The 17,392-nt window shown below is 68.9% G+C and carries 17 protein-coding genes; 14 read left to right on the top strand and 3 right to left on the bottom strand.

Features of this window, described 5'->3' with window-relative positions; genetic code table 11:
• Positions 1 to 841: NADP-dependent oxidoreductase (locus tag KUM49_RS39385; protein WP_254402485.1), on the top strand; the 841-nt coding region annotated here is incomplete at its 5' end.
• Positions 842 to 1,147: 306 nt separating this feature from the next.
• Here the strand turns inward: KUM49_RS39385 and KUM49_RS39390 are convergent.
• A complete protein-coding gene (locus KUM49_RS39390) occupies positions 1,148 to 1,438 on the bottom strand; it encodes a hypothetical protein (RefSeq protein WP_217241744.1) in 291 nt (96 codons plus the stop codon).
• A 619-nt stretch (positions 1,439 to 2,057) separates the two neighbouring features.
• Here KUM49_RS39390 and KUM49_RS39395 point away from each other — a divergent pair.
• Complete coding sequence (locus tag KUM49_RS39395) at positions 2,058 to 2,303, top strand: hypothetical protein (RefSeq protein WP_217241745.1); 246 nt, start codon at positions 2,058 to 2,060, stop codon at positions 2,301 to 2,303.
• Positions 2,304 to 2,776: 473 nt separating this feature from the next.
• Here the strand turns inward: KUM49_RS39395 and KUM49_RS39400 are convergent, their stop codons facing one another.
• The gene (locus tag KUM49_RS39400; RefSeq protein ID WP_217241746.1) at positions 2,777 to 3,253 is read right to left on the bottom strand and encodes a MarR family winged helix-turn-helix transcriptional regulator; all 477 of its coding nucleotides are present in this window, start codon (positions 3,251 to 3,253) and stop codon (positions 2,777 to 2,779) included.
• A gap of 87 nt (positions 3,254 to 3,340) precedes the next feature.
• Here KUM49_RS39400 and KUM49_RS39405 point away from each other — a divergent pair, with 87 nt between their 5' ends.
• The 8 genes from KUM49_RS39405 to KUM49_RS39440 all read left to right on the top strand — a co-directional run bounded on the left by KUM49_RS39405 (position 3,341) and on the right by KUM49_RS39440 (position 12,448).
• Positions 3,341 to 4,231 (top strand): alpha/beta fold hydrolase, encoded by an 891-nt coding sequence (locus tag KUM49_RS39405; RefSeq protein ID WP_254402486.1) that lies wholly within the window; start codon positions 3,341 to 3,343, stop codon positions 4,229 to 4,231.
• A gap of 148 nt (positions 4,232 to 4,379) precedes the next feature.
• A complete protein-coding gene (locus KUM49_RS39410; RefSeq protein WP_308406958.1) occupies positions 4,380 to 4,661 on the top strand; it encodes a DUF4259 domain-containing protein in 282 nt (93 codons plus the stop codon).
• A 47-nt stretch (positions 4,662 to 4,708) separates the two neighbouring features.
• The gene (locus KUM49_RS39415) at positions 4,709 to 5,125 is read left to right on the top strand and encodes a hypothetical protein (RefSeq protein WP_217241747.1); all 417 of its coding nucleotides are present in this window, start codon (positions 4,709 to 4,711) and stop codon (positions 5,123 to 5,125) included.
• Between the two features lie 562 nt (positions 5,126 to 5,687).
• Positions 5,688 to 6,599: an alpha/beta hydrolase gene (locus KUM49_RS39420; RefSeq protein WP_217241748.1), complete on the top strand. Its 912-nt coding sequence runs from the start codon at positions 5,688 to 5,690 to the stop codon at positions 6,597 to 6,599.
• Between the two features lie 180 nt (positions 6,600 to 6,779).
• Entirely contained in the window at positions 6,780 to 8,669 is a 1,890-nt protein-coding gene (locus KUM49_RS39425; RefSeq protein ID WP_217241749.1) for a propionyl-CoA synthetase, read from the top strand.
• 681 nt (positions 8,670 to 9,350) lie between these two features.
• A complete protein-coding gene (locus KUM49_RS39430) occupies positions 9,351 to 10,190 on the top strand; it encodes an alpha/beta fold hydrolase (protein ID WP_217241750.1) in 840 nt (279 codons plus the stop codon).
• 193 nt (positions 10,191 to 10,383) lie between these two features.
• Complete coding sequence (locus KUM49_RS39435) at positions 10,384 to 11,451, top strand: alkene reductase (RefSeq protein ID WP_217241751.1); 1,068 nt, start codon at positions 10,384 to 10,386, stop codon at positions 11,449 to 11,451.
• A 403-nt stretch (positions 11,452 to 11,854) separates the two neighbouring features.
• The gene (locus KUM49_RS39440; RefSeq protein ID WP_217241752.1) at positions 11,855 to 12,448 is read left to right on the top strand and encodes a TetR/AcrR family transcriptional regulator; all 594 of its coding nucleotides are present in this window, start codon (positions 11,855 to 11,857) and stop codon (positions 12,446 to 12,448) included.
• 374 nt (positions 12,449 to 12,822) lie between these two features.
• On the opposite strand, the gene KUM49_RS39445 is transcribed toward KUM49_RS39440, so the two are convergent.
• Entirely contained in the window at positions 12,823 to 13,695 is an 873-nt protein-coding gene (locus KUM49_RS39445) for an alpha/beta hydrolase (protein ID WP_308406959.1), read from the bottom strand.
• Positions 13,696 to 14,316: 621 nt separating this feature from the next.
• Here KUM49_RS39445 and KUM49_RS39450 point away from each other — a divergent pair.
• The 4 genes from KUM49_RS39450 to KUM49_RS39465 all read left to right on the top strand — a co-directional run bounded on the left by KUM49_RS39450 (position 14,317) and on the right by KUM49_RS39465 (position 17,392).
• On the top strand, positions 14,317 to 14,571 hold the full coding sequence (locus KUM49_RS39450; RefSeq protein ID WP_217241753.1) for a hypothetical protein: 255 nt from the start codon (positions 14,317 to 14,319) through the stop codon (positions 14,569 to 14,571).
• Positions 14,572 to 14,758: 187 nt separating this feature from the next.
• Positions 14,759 to 15,190 carry a hypothetical protein gene (locus KUM49_RS49270; protein ID WP_217241754.1) on the top strand — a complete coding sequence of 144 codons (432 nt, stop codon included), beginning with the start codon at positions 14,759 to 14,761 and terminating at the stop codon, positions 15,188 to 15,190.
• 667 nt (positions 15,191 to 15,857) lie between these two features.
• Positions 15,858 to 16,463, top strand: a complete 606-nt coding sequence (locus KUM49_RS39460) for a TetR/AcrR family transcriptional regulator (protein WP_217241755.1) — start codon at positions 15,858 to 15,860, stop codon at positions 16,461 to 16,463.
• The gene (locus KUM49_RS39465) at positions 16,460 to 17,392 is read left to right on the top strand and encodes an alpha/beta fold hydrolase (protein ID WP_302185562.1); all 933 of its coding nucleotides are present in this window, start codon (positions 16,460 to 16,462) and stop codon (positions 17,390 to 17,392) included. Before KUM49_RS39460 ends, KUM49_RS39465 begins: the two co-directional genes overlap by 4 nt.

A 17,392-nucleotide genomic window follows, 5' to 3' on the forward strand; every position in this document is an offset into this window, starting at 1 on the left:
CCCGTTCGTGCTCGGCCACGACGTGGCGGGCGTCGTGACACAGGTCGGCTCCGCCGTACGCGGCTTCGAGGTCGGCGACGAGGTCTACGCCCGCCCGCGCGACCTGCGGGTCGGGGGCTTCGCGGAGTACATCGCGATCGACGCGGACGATGTCGCCCCCAAACCGGCCTCACTCTCCCTGGAAGAGGCAGCCGCGGTGCCGCTGGTGGCCCTGACCGCCTGGCAGACCCTCGTCGACCGCGCGCACGTGAAGCCGGGGCAGAAAGTGCTCATCCACGCCGGAGCCGGCGGCCTCGGGTCCACGGTCATCCAGCTCGCCAAGCACCTCGGCGCCACGGTGGCGACGACCGCGAACACCAGGTCCGAGGAGTTGGTCAGGAGCCTCGGCGCCGACATCGTCGTCGACTACACCAAGGAAGACTTCTCCAAGGTGCTGTCCGGCTACGACCTGGTGCTGGACTCCCTGGGCGGAGCGAACCTCGAGAAGTCACTGACCGTACTGAAGCCCGGCGGCCTGGCCATCAGTGTCGTCGGCCCGCCCGACGCCGGCTTCGCCAAGCAGCTCGGCGCCCCCTCCGTCCTGGGCCTGATCATGAACACCCTCAGCCGCAACATCCGCAAGCAGGCCAAAGCGCTGGGCGTGCGCTACGAGTTCCTCTTCATGCAGGCCAACGGCTCCCAGCTGCGCAAACTCGGCGCCCTCTACGACAGCGGGAAACTCCGCCCGGTCATCGACAGCACCTTCCCCTTCGACCAGACGCTCGAGGCGATGACACACGTCGAGCAGGGCCGCACCAAGGCCGGCAAGGTCGTGGTCTCCATGGCGCCCGACAACGACTGACACCAGGCCGCTCACGGACCCTCTGTCCGGCGCGGTGACCGGAGGGGTCACGACACCGCCGCGATGGCATGGGGCATCCTGCAGTGCGGCCTCTTCGTCGCCACCGCCTGGCTGTACGAGAACCGAAGTACGCGGTCGTCCGATCCCATCGAACAGTCTCTGATCGGCGTACTCCGCACCGGAAGGCCATGTCAACCGGATCAAGATGCTCAAGCGCCAAATGTTCGGCCGCGCAGGATTCGAACTCCTACGCAAACGGGTCCTGTTGGCGTGATGCCGGCCGCGGTCAGGACCAAGGGCACGTGATCAGTCACCAACGAAGCAGACGTATCGATGGGAGCCTTCCTCCGCAGTCCGGCACAAGGCTCGCACCGCGTCAACCCAAGGGCCACCTCGCGCTGCGGGCAGACGGTCCAACTCCTCAAGCAGCATGGGGATTTGCCAGACATTGAAGACGGCATCCGCGAACGGGCAGACACCGGCGAGCATGGGAAACTGCGACCGGTAATTTTCTGCGAGCGACACGCCCCAGGCGACGCCATGCTCGGACCCAGCCACGATGGTCCCGGACTCGTGACGAACCTGCAGGTTGATCATCGAGTCAAACTATCGCCCGGGGAGCCCACAGCCCATGCAATGTGACTGAAGCTGAGTTCAGCGGGGTCCATTGCCCACCCAGGTCAATGAGCTGTCACGCGGAGTGAGTGCCCACAAGAAAGTGGACCAGAGCCACCAACCGACCGACAGAACCACCAGGCCGTACACACCCTGACCGACACCGGCCGCAGCTACAGCGCCGTGACCCGCGAGCTCGGCCTGGACCGCGAAACCGTGCGCAAGTATGCCCACGTTCGCACCTGGCAGGAGGTCATGCGCCGCCCGCCCCGCAAGCCCTCCACCCTGGATCCCTACCGCGACTACCTGCAACAACGCTAGGACGAGGGCGAACACAATGCGGTGGTCCTCCACGCGGAACTCCGCAGCAAGGGTTACCTCGGGCACTACCAGCGCGTGAAGATGGCCCTCGCGCCCCTGCGACGGGGTCTGCCGCTGGACCAGCCCCGCGAGCACCCGCCGTCCCCACGCGAGACCGGCCGCTGGATCACCACCCCCCCGGACCGCCGCGCGGCCTACACGTCACCGACCGCCTGCACCGGCTCCTCGCGCACTGTCCGGAACTCAAGCGCACCCACGACTTGGTCCGCCGGTTCGCGGCATGCTCGACAACCGCGATGCAGCACCCCTGCCGACCTGGCTCGACGCGCTCTCTCACAGCGGGCTGCCACCGCTTGCCGGTATCGCCGGAGCCCTGCGCGAAGACCAGCACGCCGTCGCCCAAGGGATCGCCACCACCTACTGCTCCGTTGTCAACGAAGGCCGGATCACCGACATCAAGCTCCAGAAACGCCTGATGGCAGGACGCGTCGGCGTCCCACCCTCCGCCACCGCGTCGTCCTCATAGCCCACTTCCGCCGCATTTACGCGGACCGGTCGACCACGGCACCCAGATGATCTCCGCTTACGAAAATCTTGCCAGAACCGCATCGGAGAGTACGTGGACAGGCCGGCTGCTAGCAGAGCCAGATCACGATCACAGGGCGGCTGCCGATCAGCCGTGCAACTCACTCCACCCCGCATCGCACAGAGGGCCGGGCCGTCGAGTCAACCCTGTCGGGGGGGGAACCAGCCGGCCCGGTCCTCCCAAACCTACGACGACACCACGCCCGCCCACACGACGACGAGCCCATCCACGTGGAGCCAAAACAGGCTGGAATCCCGACGGAACCGTCCGGGTGGCCAGCTCGAGCTTGAGCAGGTGGGCCGGCATCCCGGTGGCGTGAAACGGTTGTACAAACGCGAATCCCTCGGCCCGCCGATGTCTCCGGCGGCCCCGAAAGCAGCGCCGACCTGCCGACCACGACCCTCGGCTGACCGCTAGCGCAGTTCCTGTCCCGCCGCCCAGCCCGGAGCGTCGAGGTTGATGGGCGAGTCGCCGACGAATTGGGCGAGCTGCGTTTCCAGCTCGGCGAGTTCGGCGGCGCCCAGACGCACTTCCCAGCGGGCCCGCACCTCGTCGAAGATCGCCGTGCTCTCGGTGATCAGCCCGATCCCGTGATCGGTGATCCGGATGTTCTTGCGGCGGCTGTCGGCGGGGTCGGTCTCGGTGGTGACGTAGCCGCGTTCGGCGAGCGCGGCGATCGTCTTCGCCGCGGCCTGCTTGGTGATGGCGAGTCTGCGGGCCAAGTCCGAGGCGCTGTCGGCGCCGGCTCGGATGGCCCGGATCGCGTACTCGTGCGACGGCCGGGCCTCGGGGTATCCCCGGGTCGCCAGCTCCCGGACCACTTCGTCCACCAGATTGCGATAGCTGCCCAGGAGCAGCAGGGCGAGATCGGCGCCGGATCGTGAGGACATGACCACAGTCTAGATCTTCCCTTGACCTGGACAACCAGGTTGACCAACACTAAAGTCAACCTGATTGTCTATCTTGGGAGTCACCGCATGACCAGCTCTTTCGTGACCACCTCGCCCGCCGTGGCGGGCGTCACGCACCACACCGCCGAGGTCAACGGCACCACGTTGCACTACGTCTCAGCGGGCGACACCGGCTCCCCGATCCTGCTGGTGCACGGGTGGCCGGAGTCCTGGTGGGCCTTCCGCGACGTCATCCCGCTGCTCGCCGCCACCCACCGGGTGTTCGCCGTCGACCTGCGCGGCTTCGGCGACTCCGGCATCGCTGACGGCGACCACGACCTGGCCACCATGGCGGAGGACCTGCACCGGCTGGTCGCCCACCTCGGCGTCGGGCCCGTGCACGTGACCTGCCAGGACATCAGCGGCGGGCCGGTCTTCGCGTTCGCGGCCACGCACCCCGGCGACATCCTCAGCTTCACCGGCGTCGAGACCACCCTTCCGGGGTACGGCTGGGAGATGCTGGCCGACGTGAGGAACGGCGGCTCCTGGCACGTGGGATTCCTTGCCGCCCCGGGAATTCCGGAGCTGTTCCTGGCCGGCCGCGAGCGAGTGATGCTCGACTGGGCCGTCTCAGTGATGACGATGGTGCCGGACGGGGTCACCGAGGCCGACCTCGAGGAGTTCGCCCGCACCTACGCGCGGCCGGGCGGCTGGCGCGGCACCGAGGAGCTCTACCGTTCCTCCCTGACCGGCGGCGACCGGATGCGGGCACTGGCCGAGTCGCGGCCGCTGACCGTTCCCGTGCTCGCCGTCGACGGCATCAACGCCCCCTTCACCGAGCGGACGATGCGCCAGGTCGCCGGCGACGTCACCGCGGTCACGATCTCGGACGTCGGGCATTTCGTCGCGCAGGAGGCGCCCGCCGCCTTCGCCACCGCGATCGGCGACTTCGTCGACCGCGTCGACCGGAGCCGCTGAACGGCCGAGTCCCTGCACCGCCACCCTCCGCGCCCTCTCCGGCCTGCCGCCGACGCGGCCTCGAGCCGGGGCAGCGCCGTTGCCTCCCGGATTCGTGCTGCCGAGGTGGGCAACTCCGTTCCAGCGAGTCACGGGTTCCGGAGCACGCGTGGATGGCGGCGACGGCACCGAAGCGGTGGCCGCCGCGGCTCTCGTTGCCAGCACGGTCCAGGGCAGCGGGATTGTGATCGACCCTGATGACGGCCCCAGAGAGCCTCTGCCGCAGCTTCCGTTGGCTCTCCGCTCGTCAGCCGTGCTCGCTCTGCAGTGTGTACTCCAAGACGGATCGGAACTGCTGACCGGCTGGGTGGACAGTGCCGACGCCGCTCAGTGGCGCCACGAATTCCAACGGATCGCGGAGGCCCTGGGACCGATCGGTCACGAGCAGTAACCGCGCCACAAGAATTGGACCAGAGCCGTAACTCGCTGACAAAGCCAGTGGGCCTTTCACTGGCCGCTGCCCTCTACCGGTATCCGACTGATTTCCCGGTCGCTTTCTCGATCAGTGTCGCGGCGTCATGCATCTTCCCCGCATTGGTCTACTCGTTCTTCTGGCGCCGGTTCAACCGCAGAGGATCACTGTGGTCCGTTTACGGCGGTCTACTGTTCTGCACCGTCCTCACGGCCTTCTCGCCCGTCGTCTCGGGAACCGTGTTCGCGCTGTGGCCGGAAGCACACTTCGACTGGTATCCGTTCCAGACCCCAGGCCTGGTTTCCGTACCTGCAGCGTTCGTTCTCGGGTGGCTCGGCAGCGTCAGCTCACCCCAGGATTCCGAACTCGAGTTTCGCGGCCTGCAGTACAGGGTCCTGACGGGAAGGGAACTCGGATCCCGGGCCGCCGATCTGCAGCGGTAGGAGTTCTGGGGGTTGATCGCTTCGCGAGAGGACCGGCGGGGGACTTGCTGTTGCCTCGTCAGCGCAGAAGGCGGCTCCTTCGCCGCTCCCCCTCCTCGGTGTGCTGCGGGGCCGTCCGCAGCTCCGGTAGACACAAGTGCGCCCCCAGCACCGCCCTCCCCCATCCGCACCAGGCGTCGTTCTCAGTGACCACCTGAAGGGTGAAGGCGAACTCGCGGGCGGCCCAGCCGACAAGTGGTCGACGCAACCGTTGCGCCGCAGGTCAGATGCAGTCTCCGCAAGCACTTCGGCAGGGACACGCCGTACCAGATCTGCACGGGATCAGAGCCCTCTACGTCTCACCGACGGCCCCCGGGGTCCGGGCGATCGAGCCGCTGGACGTGCTCCCCCGTCCAGACGGGGCCCTTTCCGATGCCCTGAAGGATCTCCTTGCATCCATCAGGGTGATCCCAGCGCACCTAAGTTTACTTTTCTATACTCAGCAAGTAGTGTCATGACCAACGATCGACCCGGCTGCCGCAGGGGAACCCGGCACGGCACCAGCGTGAGAAGGAGCATCACCATGGGAATAAGCCCAGAGGCACTCGAGTTCGCGGAGTTCCTCGCGAGTGTGAGCGCGAAGGCGTCGACACCGGGCCTCGACCTGGCCGTCATCCGTGACATCATCGACTCGAGCCACAAGGCGTCGACCGAGCCGGAAGGCGTCACCTACGCCGAAGTGGACGCGGACGGCGTCCCCGCGCTGTGGGCCATCCCCGAGGGTGCCGATCCCGACCGCGCGCTGCTGCACTTCCACTTCGGTGGTTCTGTCGCGGCCTCCATGCACTCCGACCGCAAGGCCGCGGGCCACATCGCGAAGGCGGCCGGCGCCCGCTCGCTGGTCGTGGACTTCCGCCTGGCGCCCGAGCACCCCCATCCGGCGCAGCTCGACGACGCCGAGACCGCCTACCGGTGGCTGCTCGCGCAGGGCTACGAGCCGCGGAACATCGGCAGTACGGGCCACTCGATCGGCGGCACCCTGGCAGTGATGCTGCCGCTGCGCCTGCTCGCCAAGGGCGAGGCCACCCCCGGCGCGATCGTCAGCGTCTCCCCCTGGACCGACCTCACCATCCAGAACCCGGCGGTGGACGCCAACGAGACGAACGACAAGATGCTCAGCCGGGGGTCCCTGGAGTTCTTCCGCGGAGCCTGGCTGCAGGATCCCGCCGTGGACTTCGCCGACCCGCAGATCAGCCTCGTGCACGCCGACCTGACCGGCCTGCCGCCCACGCTCGTCCATTACGGCGAGTACGAGACCCTCGCCGACGACGGCGCCCAGCTCGGCCGCCGCCTCGCGGACTTCAAGGTCACCACCGAGACCCAGGCGATGCCCGAAGGGCAGCACTCGTTCATCATGGGCGCCGGACGCGTACCCGAGGTGGACCAGGCCATCGGGCAGATGGGCCAGTGGCTCCGCAAGCACCTCGGCGCGTGAGCGAAAGCCGCGCCTGACGTCAGGCCTGTCCGCCAGGCCGCCGCACCACCGCGATGCCGGTGACCGGGTTCACCGGTCACCGGCATCCTGCTCGACCACGCCGACCGGCATACGGTACGTGTGTCCGACACCGTTCCGCCCGCAACCACACACCGTCCCGAGGCCACAAAGGAGTGCGCGATGGGAACGTACGAGGATGTCTTCCGCGCCAGTACCGAGGACCCAGAGCGCTTCTGGCTGAAGGCGGCGGAGGGCATCGACTGGGACGTCGCCCCGCGCCGCGCCCTGGATTCCTCGGGCGCGCCCTTCTACCGTTGGTTTCCCGACGGGCGGCTCAACGTCTGTTTCAACGCGCTCGACCGGCACGTCGAGGCCGGCCGGGGTGAGCAGCCCGCGCTCGTCTACGACTCACCCGTGACCGACACCCGACGCACCTACAGCTACGCGCAGTTGAGAGACGAGGTGGCGGCCTTCGCCGGGGCACTGGCGGGGCTCGGCGTGGGGCACGGCGACCGGGTGGTGATCTACATGCCGATGGTCCCCGAGGCTGTCGTCGCGATGCTGGCCTGCGCACGGATCGGCGCGGTGCACTCGGTCGTCTTCGGCGGATTCGCCCCGCGCGAACTCGCCCTGCGCATCGACGACGCGGCCCCCAAGGTGGTGGTCTCCGCCTCGTGCGGCATCGAGGGCAAGCGTGTGATCGCGTACAAGCCCCTGCTCGACCAGGCGATCGAACTCGCGGTCCACAAACCACAGAAGAGCGTGATCCTGCAACGCCCGCAGCAGTCCGCCGAGTTGGGACCCGATAATCTCGACTGGGCGGATCTGGTTGCCGCCGCGCAGCCGGCCGACTGTGTTCCCGTGCCCGCCACCGACCCCCTCTACATCCTCTACACGTCCGGAACGACCGGAAAACCCAAGGGAGTCGTACGCGACTGCGGCGGCTACGCGGTCGCCTTGCACTGGTCGATGGGCGCCGTCTACGACGTGGGCCCCGGCGAGACCATGTTCACCGGCTCCGACGTCGGCTGGGTCGTCGGGCACTCGTACATCGTCTACGCGCCCCTGCTGGCCGGCGCCACGACCATCCTGTACGAGGGCAAGCCGGTCGGCACCCCGGACGCCGGCCAGTTCTGGCGCGTGGCCGCCGAGCACCGGGCCAAGACCATGTTCACCGCCCCCACCGCCTTCCGGGCCATCCGCAAGGAGGACCCGCAGGGAGCACTCACGGCCGACTACGACCTGAGCGGCCTGCGCCACCTCTTCCTCGCCGGCGAGCGCCTCGACCCCGAGACCTACCACTGGGCGAGCGCTCTGCTGGGCATCCCGGTGATCGACCACTGGTGGCAGACCGAGACCGGCTGGCCCATCGTAGCCAACCCGGTCGGCATCGAGACCGCGCCCCCCAAGCCCGGCTCCCCCACCCGCCCGCTCCCGGGCTGGGACGTCCGCGTCCTCGACCCCTCGGGCGAGCCCGTACCCGCGGGCGTCGACGGCGCGATCGTGGTGAGACTTCCCCTGCCGCCCGGCGCATTGCCCACCCTCTGGAACGACGACGACCGCTACGTCGCCTCCTACCTCTCCGCCTACGACGGCTACTACCTCACCGGCGACAGCGGCCACATCGACGACGACGGCTACGTCTTCGTCATGGGCCGCACCGACGACGTCATCAACGTCGCCGGACACCGGCTGTCCACCGGCAGCATGGAGGAGGCCCTGGCCGCCCACCCCGACGTCGCCGAATGCGCCGTCATCGGCGTCGCCGACGAACTCAAGGGCCAGATCCCGCGCGGCCTGGTCGTCCTCAAAGCCGGCATCAGCCGCGACGCGAGCGAGGTCGAGGCCGAACTCGTCCAGCTCGTACGGACACGCATCGGCGCCGTCGCCTCCCTCAAGGACGTCACGGTCGTGGCAGCCCTGCCCAAGACCCGCTCGGGCAAGATCCTGCGCAAGACCATGCGCGGCATCGCCGACGGCCACGACGAACCCATCCCCTCCACCGTGGACGACCCCGCCGTCATCGAAACCCTGCGCCCTGTCCTCCGCCGCGCCGATCACACGCCGTGAACGGCTGCCCCAGGACCTGAACCATGGGAAGCACGATCCACACCGACGGACGTCGCTGCCGATCACCTCGCACGCGGTGGACAGTCCTGCGACGCTCCGCCGGCCCGCCCAGGCGGCCTCGGGCGGCTGTCCGGACCCGGCACCCGACGCAGGGCAGACACACACCTGTCCGACACGCTCTCAGCCGGCTCGCATACGGGCCACTGGACAGCCCCTCCGGCTCCGCGTCACCGCCGACGACGACGTGGCGCTGGCGATGCCGGCGGCGATGAACCCGCCCCCGGGCCCGGCCGGGATTCGCCGCGCGTGCGGTCGGGCTCGGCGCACTGGCCGCCGAAAGGGCCTCGACGTCGAGTACCAGCTGGGTGAGTACATCGGCCGGGTCAGAGAAGCCCTCTGATCACCCCCGGCCGCACCCACGACCGACCGCAGCGTCCCACAGGGCGCCCGTAGGCGCCGCAACACCCCGGGCAGCTTCCATCCCCCACCCATCAGGGTTCCCACGGCGGCCGGGCACGTCTCAACGGCAGCCCGGCCGCCGGCTCTCCTGGCCGGAGGGCCCCGCCGCACCCACCGGGGTCCGAACACGGGCATACATAGATGTCGATCAACATCTATGAGGTTGACTTTTTATATTACGACCGTCATCGTATTGCTCATCCCTCCAGAAAGGCTCAGGCCATGAGTGATACGCATGTGACCGCACCGACCCAGTACGTCGAGGTCGACGGCGACCGGTTCGCCTACCGACGCTGGGGCAAGCCCTCCGGCGTCCCGATCTTCCTCGTCCAGCACTTCCGCGGGGGAATGGACAACTGGGACCCCCTGCTCACCGACGGCCTGGCCGAAGGCCGTGAGGTCATCCTGTTCAACGGGCGTGGCGTCGCCTCGTCGTCCGGTACTCCTCGCAACCGGGTCGAGGACATGGCCGACGACATCGCCGCCGCCATCCAGGCGATGGGGCTGCAGCAGGTCGATCTGCTCGGCTTCTCGCTCGGCGGTTACCAGGCACAGGAGGTCACGCTGCGCCACCCCCAGCTGGTGCGCAAGCTTCTCCTGCTCGGCACCGGGCTCCGGGGCGGGGACCCGACGATGGACCCCAAGGTGCCCGAGGTGGCACTGAATCCGGTCCCCGGCCTGGAGGACTTCCTCTTCCTGTTCTTCGGCCGCTCGGAGGCCGCGGTCGAGGCGGGCCGGGCCTTCTGGGAGCGACGCCACCAGCGGGCCGACCAGGACCCGCCGAGCTCACCCGCGGTCGCACAGGCGCAGTTCGAAGCGACGATGGCCTACGCGGAACCGCTGCCGGGCGAGAACCCCTACGCCTACCTGAACGCGATCACCCAGCCGACGCTGGTCCTCAACGGCGAGAACGACGTGATGATCGCCTCGATCAACTCCTGGCACCTCGCCCAGAACATCCCCGACGCCCAGCTGCTCATCTACCCCGACGCCGGGCACGGAGCACAGTTCCAGTACCCCGAGCGGTTCCTGAAGCACGCGCTTCAGTTCCTCGACGAGTAGATGGCTGCGCACGCAAGGCGAACGGCACGTCCTCGGCCGACGGCCGTTCCGGGCCATCTTGCGCCGCCCGCCACCAGCAAAGAATCACGAACGTAATGTAACTTTCCATGCTCATGGCGGATGCCTCATCGGATTCACGCCGGGAACGCCCGGCCTGCCGGATGTCCGCCACCAACAATCTGAGGAATCACGCATGCTCGACAGCCTGTGGACCCCGACCGTCGCCGGAAAGATCTCCCTGCCGCACCGTCTGGCGATGTCACCCCTGACCCGCAGCAGGGCCACGCCGGAAGGTGTGCCGACCGAGCTGAACGCCGAGTACTACGCCCAGCGCGCCTCGCACGCCCTGATCATCACCGAGGGCACCCAGCCCTCCGCCGACGGCCAGGGCTACCCGGTGACCCCGGGCATCTACACCGACGAGCACATCGCGGGCTGGCGCAAGGTCACCGACGCCGTGCACAAGGCCGATGGGCGCATCGTCATCCAGCTCATGCATGTCGGGCGGATCTCGCATCCCGACAACACCCCCCACCACCGGCAGCCGGTGGCCCCCTCCGCGATCAAGCCGGCAGGCCAGACGTTCACCGGCTCCGGGATGCAGGAGATGCCGGAGCCCCGCGCACTGTCCACCGAGGAGGTCGCCGCGACGGTCGACGACTTCCGCCGCGCCGCCGCGGCCGCCATCGCGGCCGGCGCCGACGGCGTCGAGATCCACGGCGCCAACGGCTACCTGGTCCACCAGTTCCTCTTCCCCAGCACCAACCAGCGCACCGACCAGTACGGCGGCTCCCTCGACAACCGCATCCGCTTCGCGGTGGAGGTCGCCACCGCCGTGGCCGACGAGATCGGAGCCGACCGCACCGGCATCCGGCTCTCCCCCGGCAACCCCTTCCAGCTCGGCGACCTCGCGGAGGACGACACCCACGAGCTCTACCCGCACCTCGTGCGCGCCCTCGCCCCCCTCGACCTCGCCTACCTGCACCTCGCCCACGGCGGCGACGAGGAACTCCTGGGCACACTGCGCGACCTGTGGCCGAACACGCTGCTCCTCAACCGGGCGGGCACCGACATCGCCACCCGCGCCAAGGACATCGACAACGGCATCGCCGACGTCATCACCGTGGGCTCGATGGCACTCGCCAACCCCGACCTGGTCGAGCGCATACGCGCCGGCGCACCCCTGAACACCCCCGACCCCGCCACCTTCTACGGCGGCGGCGCGGCCGGCTACACCGACTACCCCACCCACACCGCCTGACCACAGCGCCCGGCGCCCGAGGCAATCGCTTCCCTCGGGCGCTTCGGCGTACGCACGGCGTCGCATCCAGGCAGCGCCGCACATGCGCTCGCAACGCGAGCGGTACGCCGGCGACGAGGAGGTCCCGCCCCGCGGCTCCGGATCCGGACTCGTCGCACCGGACGTGGACTCGGCCCCATCCCATGACTGCGGCTCGGGCTGAGCATCATTGCTCTCCTGATTGTCCGCGTGAGGGCGGCGAGCCGGGCGGCGGCCAAGGTCGCCACGCGAGCCCACGCTCTGCCGTCCGATGGGCGGCGTATCGGCCGCAATATCACCTGCCGACCATAATATTACGTGCGTCAGGCCATAGATTAGAATGGGATACGAGGCAATGGCCGGCAAAGTTGAGGGAGGAAACCCTGTGGCGCGCTACACCAAGGAGCACAAGCAGGTGACGCGGCAGCGGATCATCGAGACCGCCGGCCACCGGTTCAAGCAGGACGGCATCGACGGCTCCGGGATCTCCACGCTGATGTCGGATGCCGGACTCACCAACGGAGCCTTCTACGCCCACTTCGAATCCAAGGACGACCTCGTCGCCCACGTCGTCGCCGAGCAGCTGCGCACGCAGGTGGAGCAGTACGGCACGCTGCGGCCCGGCCTCGCCGGACTCGAGGATCTCATCCGCGGGTACCTGTCCCCCGAGCACCGGGACAACCCCGGCGACGGCTGCCCGTCAGCAGCCCTGCTCGACGAGATCGGCCGCTGCGGTGACGCGACCAAGGATGCCTACACCGACGGCGCCAAAGCCATCGTGGACGAGCTCGCCGCCCGCCTGGATCCGGAGGATCCGCAGTCCGCCCGCGGTCAGGCCATCGGGCTCTACGCCATGGCGGTGGGAACGCTGCAGCTGTCCCGCGCGCTCTCCGACCGGAAGTTCTCCGACGAGGTCCTCGAGCAGGGAGTCGAGAACGTCCTCGCCCTGGCGCGGTGCCGGTCGATACCGGCTGGGTGACCACCTGGCCAGGGCCAGGACGCCAGTGCCGCACCCGCGTTCGGCCGCCAGCGTGAGCAGGTGACCACCAGGGACACCTGCAATCTCGGAAACGGCACCGACGCGTCGGTCCCCCGCTCGTACCGCGGGAGGCGCTGCGCACATTCGATACGCCGTGGCGGCAGCGCAGGTCCTGGACCTGGGCCGGGCGCCCGGACGGGACGTCGACCACACCGTTCTCCGCATCGCCTTCCTGCACGGCACCGCCTCGGCGCCGTAGGGCAGAGAAGCGAGCAGGTCAGTCAGGTCGAACAGGTGACGAGAGCCGTGACGCCCGCCGGGCGTCACGGCTCTGAGTCAACATCCTCGGCCCGTACGCAGACCGCACCGCGGCCCTACGGCCGGCCGAAGAACTCGAGAGCCTTCGGCACGAACTGCTCGTGGTACTGGAAGATGCCGCCGTGGCCGCCGTCGGGGTAGATCACCAGCTCGGCGTTGGGCAGTCGCCGGGCCAGGTCATGCGTGTTCGACGTCGGAACCATGCGGTCGTCGTCACCGTTGGCGACGAGTACGGGCTGCTTGATGACGGACAGATCCTGCGGCTTTGCCAGCCCCCAGCGGTGGATGGCCTTGAGCTGGGAGAAGTAGGACTTGAGAGCGATCGCCTTGTCCCGGTCCTGAGTGCGCTCCTTCAGGCGGGCCAGGAACTCCTTGCCGGCCCGAATCCCGTTCGGGGTGCGGGTGAAGAAGAGGAACTGCTTGACGTCCTGAAGGGTGAGCAGTGCCCGGAGGGTGTCGTAGTGCGAGATCCGGGTCACGTTCTTGATGCCCTCGCCGCCGGCCGGGCCGGTGCCCGCGAGGATCAGCCTGCGGATGAGCTGCGGATCGGTCCGGGCGATCACCTGGGCGATCATGGCGCCCATCGAGAAGCTGAGGACGTCCACCTGCTCGAAGCCCAGCGCGCGGATGAAGGTGACGGCGTCCTTGGCCATCTCCTCGATGGTCTTCGGCGTCTCGCCGCTGGACGCGCCCACGCCCCTGTTGTCGAACGTGATCACCCGGTGCTTGGCGGCGATGCCGTCGACGACCCGGGGGTCCCAGTTGTCCAGGACCGCGGCGAGGTGGGTGATGAAGATGACCGGCATGCCGGTCCGGGGGCCGAGGTCGCGGTAGGCGAAGGTCACTCCGTCGGCGGTGACGGTGCGGGTCTGCGCGTTCTTGTACGACGTCACCACGTCGCCATCGCCTCGTGTTTCGCGTGCGTTCACGGTCGTGCCCTTCGATGTGTGGGTTACCGCCACTGTGCGCCAATTTCTGCTTCCTCACAGGTGGGCGCAGAGCGGTTCCCGGCCTCCCGGCTGCGACTGCAGTCCGGAGTCGGCGGTCAGAGGAGGCCCAGGAAGTGGGAAACCCCTTGGATCAGGTCCCTGAACAACCCGTCGACCATTGAAGTATGACCATAATTTCATCAGGGTGCAAGTGGGCGGGCCGGACGGAACCCACAGCGGCGGAATCACGGGTTCCCCGGACGTCGGGGGTGGCACCAGGGCAGGAGCGGCTCACCTTCGCCGGCGGCCACGAGACGCTGGTCATGACCGGCGAGCCGTGGCCGTCCGGTCCCGGACCGGGGACAGCCGACGATCTGCACGACGGACTTCGATGCCCGGCTGAGGACGACGCCTGGCTGCGCCCCGGATTTCAGGACGAGGACTGGGCCGGAGTGCGCACCGTGGACCACGACGACGCCCGCGTCAGCCCCGAACCCCCGCCACCGGTACGGCGCAACTCCCGCCTGCACCCGCAGCGGACCTGGTGCAGCGCTTGCGGCGCTCGTCGGCAACACCGTCGGCCTGACCGGGGAAGGCCGCTCCATGGCGACGCTGGAGCTCATGGGACGTCAGATCGCACTCCTCGACGCCCTGCGGAAGCTCGACCGGCCCTTCGTCGTCCTGGTCCAGGGCAAGCCCTCGACCCTGCCCGCCCCGGCACTCGGCGCGGACGCCATCGTCCAGGCCTTCACCCAGGGGATGCAGGCGTCGGGCGGTCGCCGAGCTCTTGCTCGGGCGCACCGAGCCGAGCGGGCGGCTGCCGGTCCACTACCAACCAGGTCCGGGGGCAGCACAGCTACAGGTGCGCCGATCTGACACAGGATCCGCTGTTCGCCTTCGGCGAGGACCTCAGCTGCACGGCGGTGCACGACTCGGACCCGACGATCCAGAATCCGTTGTCACGTCCACGGGGGCGCTGCGGGCCACGGTGACGCTGACCAGGGCGGGCCGCCGTCCGGCACGGGAGACTGTGCAGGCGTATGCCCGCGACCGCGTCACGAGCGTGACGTGGACCGATCGCGAAGTGAAGGCCTTCACCCAGGTCGGCGTCGAGCCGGGCGAACGGGTCGAGGTGATGATCGTCGTTCTCGCCGGTGACTGCACCGTCGTCGCTCGGGACGCCGCGTCGTCGGAGCGGATGAGTTCGAATCTCCTGCTCGGCAGCAGCTCACGCATCGTGGACCTCCTCTCCACCGCCTTCACCGTCGACCACCTGCACCGAGCGAGCGCTACGGCATCCGGGCCCGGCAGCGCGGTGATGCCCGGTGCGTGTGATCGTTTCACTGTGAGCGCGCGGGACGGGACGCTTCACGGTCTCTTCGCGAGACCCGGCACCGAGACAGAATTGCGCGCCGCCGGGAGTCCCGGTCGCCGGACACCGCCAACGACGGGAGCAGGCCCGCGGACCCCTGTCCGCAGGACAGGCGCGGGGTGACGGCAGGCGGACGACCAGTAATGCGTGCCGCCTGTCGCGTCGGGGAGCGCTACGAGGTCACGTCGCCGGTACGCACCGGCAGCCCAGGCTCGACGGTGATGACGGCCGGAGCCGCGCATGCGCCGGTAGGTGAAGGTCGCGGAGGGACCCTCCACGGTGAGGTTCTCGGCCTTGTCTGCCAGATAGGCACTCATGACGTCCTTCTCCTGTGGGCGGGTGCCCGTCATGTCTCGCGGGTCTGCTCACGCAGCACACGCAAGACATGCCGGGTCTGCGGGGCCGCTGCCCTTGGCCGGCGCCCCATGCGGCGAGCCAGGGCTGTGGATCAGGCCGACAATCCGCTCGAACCGCTCGATCACCGGCTCGCTCCGATCACCCCGGAATCCACCGCGCCGAGCCGCAGGAAAATTAAATTATGTCCATAATGTTAAGCGGGCGACTCGGGCACGCGGGGGGTTCCTGTAGCGAGCGGAACCCGCGGCCCTGCCGCGGAACCGCCTGCGGGCCGGCGGCGCAAGCGGTTCCGCGGCGGGAGCCGAGGAGCGGCGGCCCCGCCCCGCCCGCGAGAGCGCGGGAATCCGGGGCTATTGAATTACGTTCACAATACAATACATTGGAGGAGCCGACGGAGAGCGAGCGGCCCACCCGGCGCGCAGAGGAGTGTGCGGTGCGATACAGGAAAGAGCACAAGCAGGCCACCCGGCAGAGGATCATCGAGACAGCGGGCCGCCGCTTCAAGGAGGACGGCATCGACGGCTCAGGCATCGCGGCGCTCATGAAGGACGCCGGGCTGACCAACGGCGCCTTCTACACCCACTTCACGTCCAAGGACGACCTGGTGGCCACCACGATCGCCGACCAGCTGCAGGCCCAGAACGCGACTATCGTCGCGCACGCGCAACCCGGTCGCGCCGGCCTCGAACAGATCGTGCGCTGGTACCTGTCCCCTTGGCACCGTGACAGCCGTGACGTCGGCTGCCCCTCCGCCGCCCTGCTCGACGAGATAGGGCGGTGCACACACCCCACCAAGCAGGCTTACACCGAGGGCGTACTGGTAATCGCCGACGGCATCGCCGCCCGCCTGGCGCCGGGCGACCCGCTCTCGGTCCGCCCCATGGCACTCAGCTCCTACGCCATGATGGCCGGCACACTCCAGCTCTCACGAGCCCTCGCCGACCCGCAACTCGCCGACCAAGTCCTCGACCAGGGCATCCACAACGCCCTCGCACTGCTGGGCATCGAGCACGAAGGGGACACCAGGACGGCGCACTGACCGGCGTACACACGGACACCGCGGAGCGCCCTGCGCACCGCCCACGCCGCGCCACCCCCTCACCTGCGGCGCGACACCCCTACGAAGAGGCGTCCACTCGACACCCGGAGCCTGCACGCGGCCCCGTCCACCCCCTACGCCCAGGCACGACGTCGCGGGCGTCGTCTGCCGCGAGGACCAGCCGGCCGGTCCGGGTTTCGTGGACTCGCCCAGGTGCCGCATCAGCTCGTCGTCAGGTCGTTCACGCTCATCCCGGTGCCCCGGGGTTCGCCGCCGACCGCGAGGGCCTCTCGCAGAAGTTTCCGCAGGGCGGCTACACCCTGGCCGACATGGCGAACGACACCGCGGGCCTGCTCACCGCGCTCGACATTCCCTCGGCGCACATCGTCGGACAGTCGATGGGCGGCATGGTCGCCCAGCAACTCGCCCTCGACCACCCCGCGCGCGTGCTCACCCTGGCCCTTGTCTACACGGCGCCCAGCACGGACTTCCTCGCCGGACGCGACCTGGTCGACGAGCGGACGCACCGCCCCCGGGCCCGCAATCGCGACGAGGCGATCGCGCTGTACCTGGACAACGAAGCGGTGTGCGCCTCACCCGGATACGCCCAGGACATCGCCTGGCTTCGCGAGCTCTGCGGCCAGATGTACAACCGGGACTACGACCCGGACGGCATCGAGCGGCAGCTGGAATCGCTCGACAACTCCCCGGACCGAACGCCGCGCCTGCACCACATCACGGTGCCCACCACGATCCTGCACGGCGACGGCGACCGCCTGATCAGCGCCGACGCCTCCAAACTCATGCACGAACTGATCGCGGACTCGAAGCTGACCATCTACCCCGGCATGGGCCATGAGCTGCCCCGTCCGCTCTGGCCACAGATCATCACGCAGATCCGGGACAACGCGGCACGAGGGAGTGCCTGA

This window comes from Streptomyces sp. AC555_RSS877 (assembly GCF_019049245.1).
Classification (GTDB): domain Bacteria; phylum Actinomycetota; class Actinomycetes; order Streptomycetales; family Streptomycetaceae; genus Streptomyces.

What these genes read in the sequence shown, in the direction of transcription:
- KUM49_RS39420 (WP_217241748.1), top strand. Translation starts at nt 5,688, where the DNA reads ATGGGAATAAGCCCAGAGGCACTCGAGTTCGCGGAGTTCCTCGCGAGT.
- KUM49_RS39405 (WP_254402486.1), top strand. Translation starts at nt 3,341, where the DNA reads ATGACCAGCTCTTTCGTGACCACCTCGCCCGCCGTGGCGGGCGTCACG.
- KUM49_RS39430 (WP_217241750.1), top strand. Translation starts at nt 9,351, where the DNA reads ATGAGTGATACGCATGTGACCGCACCGACCCAGTACGTCGAGGTCGAC.
- KUM49_RS39435 (WP_217241751.1), top strand. Translation starts at nt 10,384, where the DNA reads ATGCTCGACAGCCTGTGGACCCCGACCGTCGCCGGAAAGATCTCCCTG.
- KUM49_RS39400 (WP_217241746.1), bottom strand. Translation starts at nt 3,253, where the DNA reads ATGTCCTCACGATCCGGCGCCGATCTCGCCCTGCTGCTCCTGGGCAGC.
- KUM49_RS39390 (WP_217241744.1), bottom strand. Translation starts at nt 1,438, where the DNA reads ATGATCAACCTGCAGGTTCGTCACGAGTCCGGGACCATCGTGGCTGGG.
- KUM49_RS39425 (WP_217241749.1), top strand. Translation starts at nt 6,780, where the DNA reads ATGGGAACGTACGAGGATGTCTTCCGCGCCAGTACCGAGGACCCAGAG.
- KUM49_RS39395 (WP_217241745.1), top strand. Translation starts at nt 2,058, where the DNA reads ATGCTCGACAACCGCGATGCAGCACCCCTGCCGACCTGGCTCGACGCG.
- KUM49_RS39450 (WP_217241753.1), top strand. Translation starts at nt 14,317, where the DNA reads ATGGGACGTCAGATCGCACTCCTCGACGCCCTGCGGAAGCTCGACCGG.